We start from the raw sequence: 16,188 nt of genomic DNA, 5'->3' as shown, positions 1-16,188 counted from the left end.
TATGTCACATCAATCTGATCTTATTGCCGACGATATCCAGGCTTACCTGAAGCAGCACGAGAACAAGGAACTGTTGCGCCTGCTCACCTGCGGCAGCGTAGACGACGGCAAGAGCACCCTCATAGGCCGCTTGCTCCACGACACCAAAATGATCTACGAAGATCACATGGCCAGCCTGAAAACCGACAGTGCCAAAATGGGCACCACAGGCGAAAAGCTGGATCTTGCCCTGCTGGTGGATGGTTTGCAGGCCGAGCGCGAGCAAGGCATTACTATTGATGTTGCCTATCGCTATTTTTCTACCGATAAGCGCAAGTTCATCATTGCCGACACACCGGGGCACGAGCAGTACACCCGCAACATGGCCACCGGTGCATCTACCGCTCAGGTTGCCATTCTGATGATCGACGCCCGCCGTGGCGTGCTGACCCAGACTCGCAGACACTCATTTATCGCATCGCTGCTGGGCATCCGCCATATCGTAGTGGCGGTGAACAAGATGGATCTGGTGGATTTCAGTGAAGATCGTTTCAACGAAATCAGAGAGGACTATCTCTCGTTCGCCGCAAAGTTGGGACTGAAAGACATCCGATTTGTACCGATCTCGGCGCTGGAAGGCGATAACGTCGTCAACCGCAGCGAGAACACGCCCTGGTTCAACGGCCAGCCACTAATGGATATTCTGGAAACGGTAGAAGTAAACCGCGACAAGAACCTGGAGCACTTCCGGTTCCCCGTGCAATACGTCACCCGACCCAACCTCAACTTCCGTGGCTTCTGTGGCACCATCGCCTCAGGCGTGATTCGCCCGGGTGACAAAGTGATGGCCCTGCCCTCGCGGCGCACCAGTACCGTCAAGGAAGTTGTGACGTTTGATGGCAATCTGGAAGAAGCTTATATTGATCAGGCGGTTACGCTGACACTGACCGATGAAATTGATGTTAGCCGTGGCGACATGCTGGTAAAACCGGAAGACGAGCCGGAAGTGGGCAACCGTTTTAAGGCCAACATCGTGTGGATGGCGGATGCGCCTTTGCATACCGGTCGCCTGTACGACATCAAGTTGGGCCCAACCTTCACCTCCGGCACGGTTCGGAAGATTCACTATCAGACCGACGTGAACACGCTGGAACAGCACGCCAATCCTGCCCTGTTGCAGGTGAATGAAATTGGCCTGTGTGATCTCACCCTGAGTCAGCCAATCGCGTTTGATGCCTATCAGCGTAATCACGCCACCGGCAGCTTTATTGTGATCGATCGACTTACCAACGTGACAGTTGGTGCCGGCATGATTGATGGCTTGGCAGATACTGCAGGCACTCTTGAGCCCGTGAGCCCAGAGGAACGTGAACGCAGGCTTGCGCAAAAGCCGATGATTATCGGTTGCTCCGGTAAACAGGCCCATGCCCTTGCCTTGGCTGTTGAACGAGCGCTGTTCGACCAGGGAAAAACTTCGGTAATTTTGAGCGAAGACAATGCTGGTGATGCCGACGACCGTCGCCGCACAGCACAACTGCTAACTGCCTATGGACTGGTAGCGATTGCTGTGAATCTTGGCACTGACATCGCCAATGTTTCCATAGCAGCTGATAGCACTGACGAAGTTTCTGATGTCGCTGCATCACTAGTGCAGGAGTTGGTTCGCAACAAGCGGGTTTAAGGACAGGACTGGTTAAAAGGTGTTTGCCGCGGGGCGGGGTGTCTTTTCTTCTGGAAAAACAACTCGCTTCGCTCAGACATCTTTTTCCTGCCAGAAAAGACACCCCGCCCCACGGCTATCACGTTTTGTTACCAGTCTCCTTTTTTAGTCGTGAATGTATTTGTTGTCCGTGGCAGAATCTTTGGCCCTGAAGGTTTCCTTCGGGGCTTTTTTGTTTCTTTATTCGGGATTATCTGTTTATGGCTATTAAGCATCTGCGCACCGCGTTTTCCAGTCAGTATCAGCCGGGGCAGCCTGCCCGCCTGCAAAGTGGTGAGGCGCTGCAGGAGCCGGGTGGCGACTACGAGGGCCTGCACAAGCAGATGAAGCGGTTGTTTAACAGCAAGCCTGGCAAGAAGTACGGGCGGTTTTCAGAAGATATTGGTGAGAGCCCGTTCAGCAGTTGGCTGAAGGATTATCTGGAGGACAAGCAGAGTTTTGCCTCGTTCACAGATCGGGTATTTGGCCAGTGGCAGGAGCTGCTTACGAGCTGCCAGGAGGAGTTTGTGGGGCAACTTGTGGTTGTTCACGAGGCCTTGGCAGATTCCGATGTGGTTTACGTGATGATTCTGGAAAGCGACGGCGCTCTGCGCTTCGATGGTAATCAGGCTCTGGATACAACGGATGTGCTGAGCACGTCCCGCCTGAATCTTGCCATGCGGGTTGAGCTGGATGACTGGCTGGGTGATAACGCGGCTGAGAACTATCTTACGTTGGTGCATGCCCGGGGCACGGGTGAACCGGGGGAGCTGTTTATCCGGCTGTGTGGTTTCACCAACCAGATCGATGTTGAAAAGGAAACGCTGACGTTTCTGGATGCGGTGGAGGCGTTTGCAAAGTCTTCAGAGCCTGAGAAGGCTGGCGAAGTTCGCACGCGGGCTTATGAGTTCTGCAAAGAGCAGCATGCTTTGGGTGAGCCGGTGGCTATTGAAGCGTTGTCTGGCTATCTGGATGAGGATGAGCCCGGGCGTTTCAAGGAGTTTGCCAGTAAGTCTGCGGAGATGCCCGAGAGCGGCGTGCTGCACCCGGATCATCGGAAGGTGAAGAAGCTGGTGCGGATTGCGGGCTCTGGCGGTGGTATGAGTGTTTCGTTTTCTTCCGATTTGGTGAATCAGGCGATTTACTATGATCGCGACAAGGATGCGCTGACGATTACTCGCCTGCCTAAGGCTTTGCGGGAGCAGTTGGAGCGGTATTTGGAGAATCGCGAGGACTGATCCATTTGCGGCCTGCCGCTTTGGGGGCTCGCTCCGCGGCGCGGTGAAGCTTTTCTTCTGGAAAAATAACTCGCTGCGCTCAGACATCTTTTTCCGGCAGAAAAGCTTCACCACGCCACGGGCCGATCTGGGCAAAAGGAGTTTACGTTAGCTGGCTTCTACTGGGTCTTCTTCATTCCAGCGGGGGCGATTTGCTCTCTGCACCCTTACTTCCTGCATCCAGCCTACTCCGTCGATTAACTCACCGGTTTCGTGATCAATGGGCGGGTATGGCAGGTTTCGGTCGTCGCAGTAGCGCTTAACGACGGGCTGGCACCAACTGAAGAGTAGGCGGTTGTATTCTTCATCCGGTATGCGCCGATTATCGAACAAGCCGGCCTCTTTGCGCTGCCTTTGGGCTTCGGAGAGGATGATGGCACAGGCTGCGGATACGTTGAGGGATTCCACCATGCCCATCATGGGAATAACGATGTGCTCATCCGCCTGCTCCGCCGCTTCTGCACTGACACCGTCCACTTCGTTGCCCATAATCACTGTGCAGGGCACGGTGAAGTCTGCAGATCGGTAATCAATCGCCCTGTCCGAAAGCTGCGCGGCGTAAATCTTTTGGCCCTGCCCTTTCAGATGCGCTATGGCCTCGTCCATGGTGCGGTGGGTGTGAGGTGTTACCCATTTGAAACTGCCGCCGGCGGTTTTCCGGAAGGCCCGGAAGCCCTCTTTTGGCCACACCACGTGCATGTTGGCTAGCCCGAAGGCGTCGCAGGTTCTCAGTATGGCGGAGAGGTTTCTTGGTTTGTGAACCTGGTCGGTCAGGACTGTCAGGTCCGGCTGCCGGGTGTTCAAAACCTGTTTGATGCGGGCAAGGCGCTCTGGAGTCATAGTCTTGTGAAGTTTGTAGTAAGAGATTAATCCACCGAAGCTCGACGAAGCGATTGGTGCAGGGCTCTCCAAAAACGTGGAGGGCCAAGGATGGCCCGACCGAGCCCTACATGGACGTATTCACGGGCGCTTTTTGGAGAGCCCTGCACCAATCGCTTCTGACTCCGAAACTTAAACGCCGGAATAATACCACAGCAAAACTGGCAGATTACCGAGACAACACTGGTTGCAGATTGATCACCCCGTTATAATACCCAGTTCTCCTTTATCAGCGCGCAATCTGGACAGTTTCTGTTCCGGGCGCCAAATACATCCAGTTGTGTTGAGACCCATGGCCAAAAAGCTGTACATCAAAACCCACGGTTGCCAGATGAACGAATACGATTCATCCCGCATGGCCGACCTGCTTAAAACCGGCGAAGCGGTAGAAATGACCGAAACGCCTGAAGACGCAGATATCCTGCTGCTGAACACCTGCTCCATCCGTGAAAAAGCCCAGGAAAAAGTGTTCCACCAGCTGGGTCGCTGGAAAAAGCTCAAAGCGAACAAGCCAGAGCTGATCATCGGCGTGGGCGGCTGCGTTGCCAGCCAGGAAGGCCAGGCCATTCTTGACCGGGCGCCTTATGTCGACATGGTCTTCGGCCCGCAAACCCTGCACCGCCTGCCGGATATGATTACCGAAGTGCGCGTGAAAGGTAACGGCGTAGGCGTGGTGGATGTGAGCTTCCCGGAAATCGAAAAGTTCGACAACCTGCCGGACCCCGGTGCCGATGGCCCGTCCGCCTTTGTTTCCATCATGGAAGGTTGCAGCAAATACTGCACCTTCTGCGTAGTTCCCTACACCCGAGGCGAAGAAGTCAGCCGTCCGGCAGACGACGTGATTGCCGAAGTTGCGCACCTGGCCAGCCAGGGCGTGCGGGAAGTGAATCTTCTAGGCCAGAACGTAAACGCCTATCGTGGCGAGACTCACGATGGCGACGTAATGGATTTGGCGGAATTGATTACCCTGATCGCCACCATCGACGGCATTGATCGCATCCGCTACACCACCTCGCATCCGGTTGAATTTACTGATGCAATGATTGAGGTTTACGAACAGGTGCCCGAGCTGGTCAGCCACTTGCACCTGCCGGTACAAAGCGGCTCGGATCGCATTCTGGCCGCCATGAAGCGCGGCCATACGGCCCTGGAGTACAAATCCAAGCTTCGTCGCCTGCGCAAGATTCGTCCGGATATCAGCTTTTCTTCAGACTTTATCATTGGCTTCCCGGGTGAAACCGAGAAAGACTTCGAAGACACCATGAAGCTGATCAACGATATCGGTTTCGATATGTCCTTCAGCTTTGTTTACAGCGCCCGCCCGGGTACGCCGGCATCGGATTTGCCTGATGAAACGCCGATGGAAGTTAAGAAACAGCGCCTGAAAATCCTTCAGGATCGGATCAATCAGACGGTGATGGACATCAGCCGCAAGATGGTGGGTTCCACTCAGCGCATTCTGGTAACCGGGCTATCGAAGAAGGACCCTGGTGAGTATTCCGGGCGCACGGAGAACAACCGGATTGTGAATTTCCGGCATGAGAATCCGGGGATTGTTGGGCACTTCATCGACGTTGAGATAGTTGAGGCTTACGCCAACTCTCTTCGTGGTTTACCTGTGGATTCGGTGCTTTATTGAGCTTCGGCTCCCATGTGATTGAAGCCCGGAGTATGAGAGCGGTGGTGGCTTCCTCCCAAAAAACGCTACGAGCACATCCATGTGCGCTTGTCTTCGGCCTTCCTTGGCCGAAGACATTTTTGGGAGGAAGCCACCACCACTCTCGGCGTAGTTCAGTGCGGCATGCAAAAAACTGTTCCACATAGCTGACCTGATATCAGATTTAAGTCACCAAACCATCAAATTGCTACCGATTACTTGTTTTTAAATTTTCGGCCAGCACATAGTTTGAATAGGGGCGGAGCGGGGAGCCCTTCCCAAAAACGTGGAGGGCCAAGGATGGCCCGACCGAGCCCTACATGGACGTATTCACGGGCGCTTTTTGGGAAGGGGTCCCCGCTCCGCCTCGAACGCACCAAAGCCAGATTTGCGTACTCCCAAAAAAAGGGAGTAAAAACGGAGAAAATTTGAACACCAACGATTCCAGACAATTCGATCTACACCCGGCAGACCTGCGCAGGCTAACCACCCTTTGCGGACAGTTTGATGAGAATTTGAAACACATCGAACGGCGCCTGCAAGTATCCGTCACCCGCCGAGGCCATCACTTCCGGGTTGAAGGTGCTACTGAAAACGTCGCCGCTGCGGTGGAAGTGATCAGATACCTGTACCGGGAAACCGAGGCCACCGAAGACATTTCTCCGGATACCGTGCACCTGTACATTCGCGAAACCGGGCTTGAGAGACTGCCAGAAGAAATTCCTTTCGACGGCTCAGTCACCATCATCAAAACCCCCAAGCTCACAGCCAAACCCCGCGGTGCGAATCAGCAGAAGTATGTGCACAGCATACGCTCCCACGACATCAACTTTGGCATCGGGCCCGCGGGCACAGGTAAGACCTGGCTCGCTGTAGCATGTGCAGTAGAAGCCCTGAAAGACGAGCAAGTGAAGCGGATTCTTCTGGTTCGCCCGGCAGTTGAAGCTGGCGAAAAGCTTGGCTTTCTGCCGGGAGATCTGGCTCAGAAGGTGGATCCCTACCTACGCCCTCTGTACGACGCACTCTATGAAATGCTCGGGTTTGAGAATGTCACCCGGTTGATTGAGAAAAGTGTGATCGAGATTGCGCCGCTGGCCTTCATGCGTGGCCGTACTCTGAATAACTCGTTTATTATTCTGGATGAAAGCCAGAACACCACCCGCGAGCAGATGAAAATGTTCCTGACGCGAATCGGCTTTGGCTCCACTGCTGTGATTACTGGTGATACCACCCAAGTGGATTTGCCCAAGGGCCAGAATTCAGGGCTGATTCATGCCGCAGGCGTTTTGAGAAACGTTACTGGCATCAGCTTCACGCGCTTTGAAGCCAAGGATGTTGTCCGTCACCCTCTGGTTCAGCGAATTGTGGAAGCCTACGATTCACTTGATGAAGGCAACAGCAAAGGGAGCGGCCGCGCACAGTGAGCGAGCTGACGGTTGATTTTCAAAACGTGTTCGAAGGGCCGGGTGTACCTGCAGAATCCCTGTTTCAAGCGTGGGCCCAGGCTGCCTGGCTGGGGGAGGAGCCATCCGAGGTCACGATTCGTATTGTCGATATTGAGGAAAGCCAGGCACTGAACCACCAGTACCGGGGCAAGGACAAACCCACGAATGTGTTGTCCTTTCCATTTGAAGCGCCAGCCGGTATAACGGTGCCATTGGCAGGAGATCTCGTTATTTGCGCTCCGGTCGTTGAAAATGAGGCCAGAGACCAGCATAAAGAGCCCTCAACCCATTGGGCACACATGGTGGTTCATGGCATGCTGCACCTTCAAGGCTATGACCATATTGACGACGAAGAGGCAGAGGCCATGGAGGCCCTGGAAATTCGATTGCTGGCACAGTTTGGGTTCGGCAATCCCTACGAAGCAGAGGAAACGGTAAAAGACTCATGAGCGACGACCAGTCGAGTCGCAGTCAAGGCTCCAACAAGTCTTGGCTGGAGCGTATATCACACGCCTTCTCCAGCGGACCAGAGACCATCGAAGATGTTCTGGAAGTCCTTAGAAGCGCTGAATCCCAGGAAATAATCGATGCAGATGCCATGAGCATCATCGAAGGTGCCATGCAAGTGGTGGACATGCGGGTGGATGAAATAATGATCCCGCGTTCCCAGATGGTTACCGTTCGCGCCTCTCAAGACCCGAAAGAATATCTTGGCGAGGTTATCCGGTCTGCCCACAGCCGCTTCCCGGTTATTGGCGACAGCCAGGATGATGTCATCGGTGTCCTTCTCGCCAAAGATCTTCTGCCACTGGCCCTTGATGATGATATGGACTGGTCTCATGTTCGCGAGCTACTGCGCCCGCCTACGTTTGTTCCAGAGAGCAAACGGCTGAACCAGTTACTTAAACAGTTCAAGGAAAACCGTAATCACATGGCCATCGTCGTGGATGAATACGGCGGTACGGCCGGTTTGGTAACCATTGAAGACGTACTCGAACAAATCGTCGGGGAAATTGAAGACGAACACGATTTTGACGAAGAAACCCACATCAAGGCTAGAGGTGATGGCTCCCATGCCGTGAAGGCAGTGACGCCAGTCGACGACTTCAATGAATTTTTTAACACCGGTTTTGATGAAGAAGAGTTCGATACCATTGGCGGCGTCGTACTAAAGGAATTCGGTCACCTGCCCAGACGAGGCGAAACGGTTGAATTTGGCGGCTTGCGCTTTACCATAGCCAACGCCGATAACCGTGTCATCCGTCTGTTACAGGTAACCCGTAGTGAGCCATGAGCATTTAACACCCTCTTCTGCCCCAGCCCTTTCATTGCTTTCCAACCGCTGGTATAGCGCGGCAACCCTTTTTGTTGCCGGCGCTTTGCAAACCCTAACCTTCTCGCCTTTCCATTTGTGGTGGCTTGGGCCAATTTCTGCACTAATGATTCTGCTGGTCTGCATTCCACTGCCGGCGAGGAAGCTTTTCTTTGCGGGCTTGCTGGCGGGCCTTGGTCTGTTTGGCTCTGGGGCCACATGGGTTTATATCAGCATTAGTGAATTCGGCAATACGTCCATACCGGTTTCAGTTTTGCTCACTGCTGCCTTTGTGGCGGTGCTGGCGTTGTTTCCGGCTCTCGCATTCTGGTTCTGGGGCAAGCTGGCTAAGGCCAGTGCCGTACGACGCCTCATCCTGTTCCCTGCCATCTGGATTCTCGGGGACTGGCTTCGTGGCTGGCTGTTAACCGGTTTCCCATGGCTATACCTTGGTACAGCCCATACTGATGGGCCTCTGGCAGGGATGGCGCCGATAATTGGCGTTCACGGCCTTACCTTTTTGATCACTGCCAGCGGCGCCGCTATTTTTGGTGCGGGCTGGCTATTAACCAGGCAGCGCCATACCAGCGCCGGCATTGTTGCTGTTATAACGCTGATCCCGTGGTTGGCGGCCCCGGCACTGAACCGGGTCGAATGGACAGACATCAGTTCGGAGCCCACATCTGTGGCTGCCATGCAGGGCAACATTCCGCAGTTGATCAAGTGGGACCCGGAGTTTCTGAAAGACCAGATCGTAGCCTATCTGGGCATGACGGAGCCTTACTGGGATGTTGATCTGATTCTGTGGCCGGAGACGGCAATCCCCATTCCCCAGGATCAGGCGGGGAAAATCATTGATCACATTGAAGAGAATCTCGGGGAAAACAGTACGCTGATAACAGGCATTCCCTGGTACGGTTTCAGCGAGCGCGCTGGTGGCTTTACCTACCACAACAGCATTATGGCCATGGGCAACGGCGAAGGTATTTATCACAAGCAGAAGCTTGTGCCCTTTGGCGAATATGTCCCTCTTGAGGGGGTTCTTCGGGGGTTGATCGGCTTTTTTGATTTACCCATGTCGAGCTTTACCCGTGGTCCGAAAAACCAGTCGCCTTTAAACGCCAATGGTACGAAGGTGATGCCGTTTATTTGTTATGAGGTGGCTTATCCTGACTTTCTTGCGCGCAATGCGGTCAATTCGGATTTGTTGCTGACGATCAGTAACGATGGTTGGTTCGGGGATTCTGTGGGGCCGTTGCAGCATTTGCAGATTGCGCGCATGCGGGCTCTGGAAACCGGGCGTTATATGATTCGCGGCACCAACAATGGGGTTACGGCGATCATTGATAACAAGGGGCAGATTACGGCGCGTATTCCGCAGTTCGAGCGGGCTGTTCTGACTGGTGAGGTGTTCAAGGCCAGCGGTAGCACGCCTTATATGGTTGCGGCTTCCTGGCCGGTTCTGACGCTGGCGCTGATTCTGATTGTGTTTGTTCGTGAGCGGGTTATTCCAAAAAGTTGACTCCGTCATTGTTGTAACTTGGGAGCAAGCAACCAAGGGCGGGCAGATTTTCAAAACACGCCACAAGTACGTCCATGTAGGCTCGGCTCCGCCATCCATGGCTCCGCACGGTTTTGAAAATCTGCCCGCCCTCGGTTGCCCCGAACCCTGAAAGAGCCGCCTAGCTAGTCTGCTTATCCTGCAAAACACTAGTTATCAGCTTTCTTTCCGCGGCCAGTGACTGGTAACCCGCTTGTAGTATTGTGAACCACAGGCTTCACAAGGCTCCAGATGGCTGGTAGATGTGAGGCACAGCATGTGCTCGCAGTTCAGGCACTGGAACATGCCTGCAGTTGCTACTTCACCAGCGATGTACTGCCCCGCATCACGGCTTTCAAGTTTCTGTCGCAGCGCAACGGTATCGACCAATGTTTGGTCGGCAACCGACAACAAGCGCTCGGTCAACTGCTGTTCCAGCAATGACAAATCGAGCTGCAACCATTCCGCAAGCCCCTCCCCGGTTTCATCTACAAAGTTCAGGAGATGCTCCAGATCTCTCTGAAGGTAGGTGCCAAGGAGGCTGATTTCGTCCTTGGTCATTTCCTCCAGTTCTTGCTCAACTTCTATTGCCTTCTCCACCTCTTCTTCCAAGGTGTCCAGCGAGGTTTCCTGTATAGCTTTCAAACGAGTCTGCACCCGCTCAAGCATGCGGTCGTATACCTCGAGAGCTTTTCCGGATAAATGGCTTCTTTCAGGCTCAGTCATTGAGAACTCCTCATAATTTGCGGGGCGTCAGCCGGTGGGTCTCCCTGGAACTGTCTGCAGCATGGATGCTGCAGTCAAGCCTACATGGACGTATTTACGGCGTGTTCCGGGGAGACCCACCGGCTGGCGACCTTCGCCATATTAAACATCATGGCACAGTATTCGGTTTTTGGCAGACTACCTGTTACGCCTTGTGTGCGTTAGAATGTCCGGCCGCTCCGCACATCATTTTTATACAGGGTAACTTTGGTAATGGCAGGTATGGACGAGCACTACAATCCCCGTGACGTTGAACACAATGCGCGCACCTTCTGGGACGAGAACAAAACCTTTGAAGTCAGGGAAGACCCGGACAAACCCAAATACTACTGCCTGTCCATGTTCCCCTACCCCAGCGGCAAGCTGCACATGGGGCACGTACGCAACTACACCATCGGCGACGTGATCTCCCGCTACCAGCGCATGCAAGGCAAGAACGTTATGCAGCCCATGGGCTGGGACGCGTTTGGTCTCCCTGCAGAGAACGCAGCCATTGCCAACAAAACGGCACCGGCCAAGTGGACTTACGCCAACATCGAATACATGAAAAACCAGCTCAAACAGCTGGGCTTCGGTTACGACTGGAGCCGCGAGCTGGCTACCTGCAAGCCGGATTACTATCGCTGGGAACAGTGGTTCTTCGCTCGCCTTTACGAAAAAGGCCTGGTGTACAAGAAAATGTCCACCGTGAACTGGGACCCAGTGGACCAGACCGTTCTTGCGAATGAGCAGGTGGTTGATGGCCGCGGCTGGCGTTCAGGCGCTCTCGTTGAGCAGAAAAAAATTCCCCAGTGGTTTATCCGCATTACCGATTATGCCGAAGAACTGCTGAACGACATGGACGATCTCGATGGCTGGCCTGAGCAGGTCAAGACCATGCAACGCAACTGGATCGGTAAATCCGTGGGCACCGAGCTGACCTTCCCGCTGAAAGACAGCGAAGACGGTCTCACGGTTTACACTACCCGCCCCGATACCCTGATGGGCGTGAGCTACATGGCCGTAGCCGCAGAGCATCCGCTGGCCAAAGCAGCCGCAGAGCGGCATACAGACGTAGCCACATTTGTGGATGAGTGCCGCAACAGCAAGATTGCTGAGGCCGAAATGGCCACCATGGAAAAGAAAGGTGTTGATACCGGATTCAAAGCTATCCATCCGCTGACCCAAGAAGAAATTCCGGTTTGGATCGCCAACTTTGTGCTCACCGATTACGGCACTGGCGCACTGATGGCAGTACCCGGCCATGATGAGCGAGACCACGAGTTTGCCCTCAAGTATCGCCTACCCGTCAAACAGGTAATTGCTGCCACTGATGGCCGCGAAATTGACGTTCAGGAAAAGGCTTTCACAGAAAAGGGCGTACTGGTTTCGTCCGGGAAATACAGCGGCCTCACCAGTGACGAAGCCTTTGATGCCATTGCTGAGCACCTGGAAGACAAGGGGATTGGCAAGCGCACGGTCAACTACCGCCTCCGTGACTGGGGTGTTTCACGCCAGCGATACTGGGGTGCTCCCATCCCTATGATGACTATGGAAGACGGCACCCAGCGCCCGGTACCCGATGACCAGTTGCCGGTTCGGCTACCGGAAAATGTCGAGATGGATGGTGTTCTGTCTCCTCTCAAGGCCGATCCCGAGTGGGCAAAAACCTCTTTCAACGGGCAGCCTGCAACGCTTGAAACCGATACCTTCGACACCTTCATGGAGTCGTCCTGGTATTACGCCCGTTTCTGCAGCCCGAATTACGACAAAGGCATGCTCGACCCGGCGGCGGCAAACTACTGGCTGCCAGTAGATCAGTATATCGGCGGTATAGAGCACGCCATCCTGCACCTGCTGTACGCGCGTTTCTTCCACAAGCTCCTGCGGGATGTTGGCCTGGTAAACAGTTCAGAGCCTTTCAAGCAACTGCTGACCCAAGGCATGGTCCTGGCAGACACCTACTACCGTGAAGACGACAAGGGCGGCAAGGTCTGGATTTCGCCCGCAGATGTCGTTGTGGAGCGGGATGAAAAAGGCCACGCCATTGGCGCGGTGCATAAGGAAGATGGGCAACCTGTTATCGCCGGTGGCGTAACCAAGATGTCCAAATCGAAAAACAACGGCATAGACCCACAGTCTATTATTGATGCCCATGGTGCTGACACTGTCCGCCTGTTCATGATGTTTGCAGCCCCGCCAGAACAGTCCCTTGAATGGTCTGATAGCGCTGTAGACGGCGCCCATCGCTTCCTCAAGCGTCTGTGGCGCCTGGTGAACGAGCAGGTTGCCGGTGGAGCAGCACCGGCCATCGATCCTGGCGCCCTGAATGATGCCCAGAAGGACTTGCGCCGCAAAACCCATGAAACCATTACCAAGGTGAGTGACGACATCAGCCGCCGCCTGACGTTCAACACCGCCATTGCTGCAGTAATGGAATTGCTGAACGATGTCAGCCGCTTGAACAACGACGAGCCCCAAACCCGTGCTGTTCGCCAGGAAGCGCTGGAAACAGCAGTGGTAATGCTCGCACCGATCGTGCCTCACATTTGCCATACCCTTTGGCATGCCTTGGGCCATAGCAACCCGGTTGTTGATGCAACCTGGCCGGTAGCCGATGAATCTGCCATGGTTAGAAGCCAGATTCAGGTGGTTCTTCAGGTTAACGGCAAAGTGCGCGCAAAAGTTGACGTGCCCGCCGACATCAATTCGGCCGACCTGGAAGCCGAAGCACTGAAAAATGAAAATGTTATTCGCTTTATCGAAGGCGCCACAGTTCGCAAAGTTATTGTTGTTCCTGGCAAACTGGTCAACGTGGTCGCTAATTGATATGTGGCTCCGCACCCTGAAGACAGACACTGCAAGGCTGATTGCCGCAAGCGCTATGGCTATCAGCCTGAGTGCCTGCGGCTTTCATCTGCGGGGTGCGCCGCCAGTTTCATCAGCACTCGAGCCTCTTGAACTGGTGTGCGAATCGCCAGTGCCTGCCTCCCTTTGCCAGTCCACCCGGGAACAGCTTGAACTGGGTGGCATTGAGTTGGCGACAGGGCAGAGCGCAAATTACCGGCTCAAAATCAGTGACTTTGCACAGGATCGCCGCGCTTCCGCCATTACCGTTCAAGCGGCTGCTGCTGAATATACACTCAGGCAGTCCGTCGACCTCGAACTTGTCAGCAGCAATGGCATTCCAGTCATCGCCAGCACGCGCCTCACAACGACTGAGAGCTACAGGTACGATGAGACCAACGTGCTCGCCAAACAGCGAGAGGAAGAGAACCTGCAGCAACAGCTGAGCGATCGCCTGGCGCAACAGATTATCTTCCGCCTTGCACCAATTACCGAAAAACGGTTGCAGGAAATCCGGAATAATTACCAAAGCTCCCCTACTCCGCCCGGCTCGCAATCTGGCAAACCATGAAAACCAATCCAGGCCAACTAACACAGCTGCTCCAAAAAGGCCTGGCACCGGTTTATCTGGTCTCAGGAGACGAGCCCCTGCTGGTTCAGGAATGCTGTGATCAGATCCGAAGTGCAGCCAAAGAAGCCGGGTTCATCGATCGCCTGACTTTCCATGCTGATCAACAGCTTGACTGGAACATGGTAGCCGATGAATTCAGTGCCATGTCCCTGTTCTCTGATCGGCGCCGAATCGAAATCCGCCTGCCCACGGGAAAGCTGGGAGATGGTCGAACGGTTCTCGAGCAGGTCCTTGCAAATCCGCCTGAAGACATTATCGTTCTACTGATCAGCACTCGCCTGGACGCCGCAGAAACCCGGCGCAAGTGGTATAAGGAGCTTCAAACCAAGGGTGTCCATGTGCCGGTGTGGCCAGTAGACGCGGACAAATTCCCTGGATGGCTTCAGCAGCGAGCCAAAAAGCAGGGGCTAAACCTGACACGGGGAGCCCTTACGATGCTGGCAGAGAGGCTGGAGGGGAACCTGCTGGCAGCCAGCCAGGAACTGGACCGGCTAGCCCTCCTGACCAATGGCGACACTATTGATGAACAAACCATAGAGCGGGCCGTTCAGGACAGCTCCCGCTTTAACGGATTTGAACTGGTGACCGAACTGCTCAGTGGTCGTGCATCCCATGCCGGAAAAGTAATTGGCGTGCTGCAGCAGGAGGGTGAAAACCCCCTTGGCCTATTGGCGGTATTAACCCGTGATATCAACCTGCTTCTCGAACTTAAAACAGGCGAGAACAGAGCTGAGACCCCCTCCGCGTTCTTTAAAAAGCGCGGTGTTTTCCAGCCACAACGAGCGCGAGCGTTAGAGCAAGCAGCCAGGCGATTAAACGCCATGCAATTACACGAAGCTCTGAAGCTCTGCAGCCAGATTGACCGCGCTGCGAAAGGCTTTGACGAGCTTTCCCCTTGGCACTACCTGCGCGATATGTCGGCACTTTTGAACGCCAGATTCTGACATGGGTCAAGTCCAATCGTTAAATTGAGCCTTCCCGCACCTCCCCCACTTGAAGGTTCCTGCCACCGGGCGCATGGTAGGTTTACCAACCATTCAAAAAGGTACCTGCCATGGGCTTTCAAGAAGATCTTAAAACCCTTTCAGACAAGATTAAACAGTACCGTGACGAAGCGCGCGTTCAACTACACCTTGCTCGCCAGGAAGTAAAAGATGAGTTCGACGAACTGGAAGAGGAATGGGATAAATTCAAATCGCGCTTTGACCAAGTAATGGATGAAGCCAGCGGCGCATCTCAGGAAGCGCGGCAAACTGTCAAAAAGCTGGGCGACGATCTGAGATCAAGCTACCAGAACATTCGCGATAAAATTATGTGAAAATGTTAAACCGTTAACACATAGCTACAATTGTTTACGGTAAGGCCCCTTGTGCTAGGGGAACTTATGTCATATTCCTATATAAGTGAGCTGAGCGTCATTATTTTAAAAGGCGCTTACCGACACTGAGAGGTATTAATGACATATGAAAAAGATTTTTCTTCTTCTTAGCACATCGGTGCTCCTGCTGACTGCAACCTTCGTCATTGGTCAAAACACCCGTTTCAGCGACCCGAAGACCGTCATCGAGGAACAGTTCTGGGGAAATCTGTATGCAGATGGCGGCAAGTCGTTTTTCTGCGATGAGCAGTTTTCCACCAAAGGTTTCATGCTGACTCAAGGCTATATTTACCCACTCGCGGACATCCGCAACGCCCTTTCCTGCGGCACAACTCGCCAATGCGAGCAAGACAACCGTTACCGTCAGATTGCCTCCGACCTTCATAACATGGTTCCAGTACGGAACCGCACAGAACTTCGGCGCCGCAATGCCCGCTACGAAGAGCTTGGGGCCCTGATCAAGGAAGACGATTGTGGCATACGGGAGAGCAGCGTTTTCTTTGAGCCGCCTCCAAAAGTGAAAGGCGATGTCGCCCGGAGCATGGGCTACATGGTTGGCACCTACGGCCTTCCCTGGTTAGGGTCTGCCCAGGTATTCCAGGGCTGGAACCGGGCAGATCCACCAGACGACAGGGAGCTCTCCCGGCATAAGCGGATAGCGGAGATTCAGGGCAATGAGAACCCCTACATCACTGATCCAAGCCGAATGGAACGTCTTTAAATAAAAAAAAGCAGGCACTGAGGCCTGCTTTTTTTATTTACTCAGAGGCGTCATCTGAAGAGCCGCCTCACCTTCCTGC

General features: G+C 54.1%; 14 protein-coding genes. 12 read left to right on the top strand and 2 right to left on the bottom strand.

The window, feature by feature from the left end:
* Position 1 precedes the first annotated feature (1 nt).
* Positions 2 to 1,660, top strand: coding sequence for a sulfate adenylyltransferase subunit CysN (gene cysN / locus FFI61_RS02045; RefSeq protein WP_200202535.1), 1,659 nt, complete (start codon positions 2 to 4; stop codon positions 1,658 to 1,660).
* 239 nt (positions 1,661 to 1,899) lie between these two features.
* Positions 1,900 to 2,916, top strand: a complete 1,017-nt coding sequence (locus tag FFI61_RS02040) for a nucleoid-associated protein (protein WP_200202536.1) — start codon at positions 1,900 to 1,902, stop codon at positions 2,914 to 2,916.
* Positions 2,917 to 3,063: 147 nt separating this feature from the next.
* Here the strand turns inward: FFI61_RS02040 and trmH are convergent, their stop codons facing one another.
* On the bottom strand, positions 3,064 to 3,795 hold the full coding sequence (trmH, locus tag FFI61_RS02035) for a tRNA (guanosine(18)-2'-O)-methyltransferase TrmH (protein ID WP_200369086.1): 732 nt from the start codon (positions 3,793 to 3,795) through the stop codon (positions 3,064 to 3,066).
* Positions 3,796 to 4,126: 331 nt separating this feature from the next.
* On the opposite strand from trmH, the gene miaB reads away from it, so the two are divergent.
* The 5 genes from miaB to lnt all read left to right on the top strand — a co-directional run bounded on the left by miaB (position 4,127) and on the right by lnt (position 9,770).
* A complete protein-coding gene (miaB, locus tag FFI61_RS02030; protein ID WP_200369085.1) occupies positions 4,127 to 5,473 on the top strand; it encodes a tRNA (N6-isopentenyl adenosine(37)-C2)-methylthiotransferase MiaB in 1,347 nt (448 codons plus the stop codon).
* 446 nt (positions 5,474 to 5,919) lie between these two features.
* Complete coding sequence (locus FFI61_RS02025; RefSeq protein WP_227714551.1) at positions 5,920 to 6,915, top strand: PhoH family protein; 996 nt, start codon at positions 5,920 to 5,922, stop codon at positions 6,913 to 6,915.
* Positions 6,912 to 7,385, top strand: coding sequence for an rRNA maturation RNase YbeY (gene ybeY, locus FFI61_RS02020; protein ID WP_200369083.1), 474 nt, complete (start codon positions 6,912 to 6,914; stop codon positions 7,383 to 7,385). The genes FFI61_RS02025 and ybeY overlap by 4 nt, the downstream gene beginning before the upstream one ends.
* Positions 7,382 to 8,230: an HlyC/CorC family transporter gene (locus FFI61_RS02015; RefSeq protein WP_200202541.1), complete on the top strand. Its 849-nt coding sequence runs from the start codon at positions 7,382 to 7,384 to the stop codon at positions 8,228 to 8,230. Before ybeY ends, FFI61_RS02015 begins: the two co-directional genes overlap by 4 nt.
* Positions 8,220 to 9,770 (top strand): apolipoprotein N-acyltransferase, encoded by a 1,551-nt coding sequence (gene lnt, locus FFI61_RS02010; RefSeq protein WP_200369082.1) that lies wholly within the window; start codon positions 8,220 to 8,222, stop codon positions 9,768 to 9,770. The genes FFI61_RS02015 and lnt overlap by 11 nt, the downstream gene beginning before the upstream one ends.
* A 195-nt stretch (positions 9,771 to 9,965) precedes the next feature.
* On the opposite strand, the gene FFI61_RS02005 is transcribed toward lnt, so the two are convergent.
* Positions 9,966 to 10,514 (bottom strand): zinc ribbon-containing protein, encoded by a 549-nt coding sequence (locus tag FFI61_RS02005; protein ID WP_200202543.1) that lies wholly within the window; start codon positions 10,512 to 10,514, stop codon positions 9,966 to 9,968.
* A 261-nt stretch (positions 10,515 to 10,775) separates the two neighbouring features.
* Between FFI61_RS02005 and leuS the strand changes: the two genes are divergently transcribed.
* The 5 genes from leuS (at position 10,776) to FFI61_RS01980 (ending at position 16,109) form a co-directional block, all read left to right on the top strand.
* Entirely contained in the window at positions 10,776 to 13,361 is a 2,586-nt protein-coding gene (gene leuS / locus FFI61_RS02000; protein WP_200369588.1) for a leucine--tRNA ligase, read from the top strand.
* A 1-nt stretch (position 13,362) separates the two neighbouring features.
* A complete protein-coding gene (gene lptE, locus FFI61_RS01995; protein ID WP_200369081.1) occupies positions 13,363 to 13,950 on the top strand; it encodes an LPS assembly lipoprotein LptE in 588 nt (195 codons plus the stop codon).
* Positions 13,947 to 14,954, top strand: a complete 1,008-nt coding sequence (gene holA / locus FFI61_RS01990; RefSeq protein WP_200369080.1) for a DNA polymerase III subunit delta — start codon at positions 13,947 to 13,949, stop codon at positions 14,952 to 14,954. Before lptE ends, holA begins: the two co-directional genes overlap by 4 nt.
* Positions 14,955 to 15,064: 110 nt before the next feature.
* On the top strand, positions 15,065 to 15,328 hold the full coding sequence (locus FFI61_RS01985) for a hypothetical protein (protein ID WP_200369079.1): 264 nt from the start codon (positions 15,065 to 15,067) through the stop codon (positions 15,326 to 15,328).
* Between the two features lie 145 nt (positions 15,329 to 15,473).
* Positions 15,474 to 16,109: an endonuclease gene (locus FFI61_RS01980; RefSeq protein ID WP_200369078.1), complete on the top strand. Its 636-nt coding sequence runs from the start codon at positions 15,474 to 15,476 to the stop codon at positions 16,107 to 16,109.
* Positions 16,110 to 16,188: the final 79 nt, after the last annotated feature.

This window comes from Marinobacter sp. DY40_1A1 (genome assembly GCF_016597815.1).
In the GTDB taxonomy this organism is placed as follows: domain Bacteria; phylum Pseudomonadota; class Gammaproteobacteria; order Pseudomonadales; family Oleiphilaceae; genus Marinobacter; species Marinobacter xiaoshiensis.
The sequence above is the reverse complement of the archived record's forward strand: the minus strand, read 5'-3'. Positions and strand labels throughout refer to the sequence as shown.

Bases quoted from the DNA above. Each gene is read 5' to 3' on its own strand.
- FFI61_RS01980 (WP_200369078.1), top strand. From the start codon at position 15,474: ATGAAAAAGATTTTTCTTCTTCTTAGCACATCGGTGCTCCTGCTGACT.
- lptE (WP_200369081.1), top strand. From the start codon at position 13,363: ATGTGGCTCCGCACCCTGAAGACAGACACTGCAAGGCTGATTGCCGCA.
- FFI61_RS02015 (WP_200202541.1), top strand. From the start codon at position 7,382: ATGAGCGACGACCAGTCGAGTCGCAGTCAAGGCTCCAACAAGTCTTGG.
- leuS (WP_200369588.1), top strand. From the start codon at position 10,776: ATGGACGAGCACTACAATCCCCGTGACGTTGAACACAATGCGCGCACC.
- trmH (WP_200369086.1), bottom strand. From the start codon at position 3,795: ATGACTCCAGAGCGCCTTGCCCGCATCAAACAGGTTTTGAACACCCGG.
- FFI61_RS02040 (WP_200202536.1), top strand. From the start codon at position 1,900: ATGGCTATTAAGCATCTGCGCACCGCGTTTTCCAGTCAGTATCAGCCG.
- miaB (WP_200369085.1), top strand. From the start codon at position 4,127: ATGGCCAAAAAGCTGTACATCAAAACCCACGGTTGCCAGATGAACGAA.
- FFI61_RS01985 (WP_200369079.1), top strand. From the start codon at position 15,065: ATGGGCTTTCAAGAAGATCTTAAAACCCTTTCAGACAAGATTAAACAG.
- holA (WP_200369080.1), top strand. From the start codon at position 13,947: ATGAAAACCAATCCAGGCCAACTAACACAGCTGCTCCAAAAAGGCCTG.
- cysN (WP_200202535.1), top strand. From the start codon at position 2: ATGTCACATCAATCTGATCTTATTGCCGACGATATCCAGGCTTACCTG.
- FFI61_RS02005 (WP_200202543.1), bottom strand. From the start codon at position 10,514: ATGACTGAGCCTGAAAGAAGCCATTTATCCGGAAAAGCTCTCGAGGTA.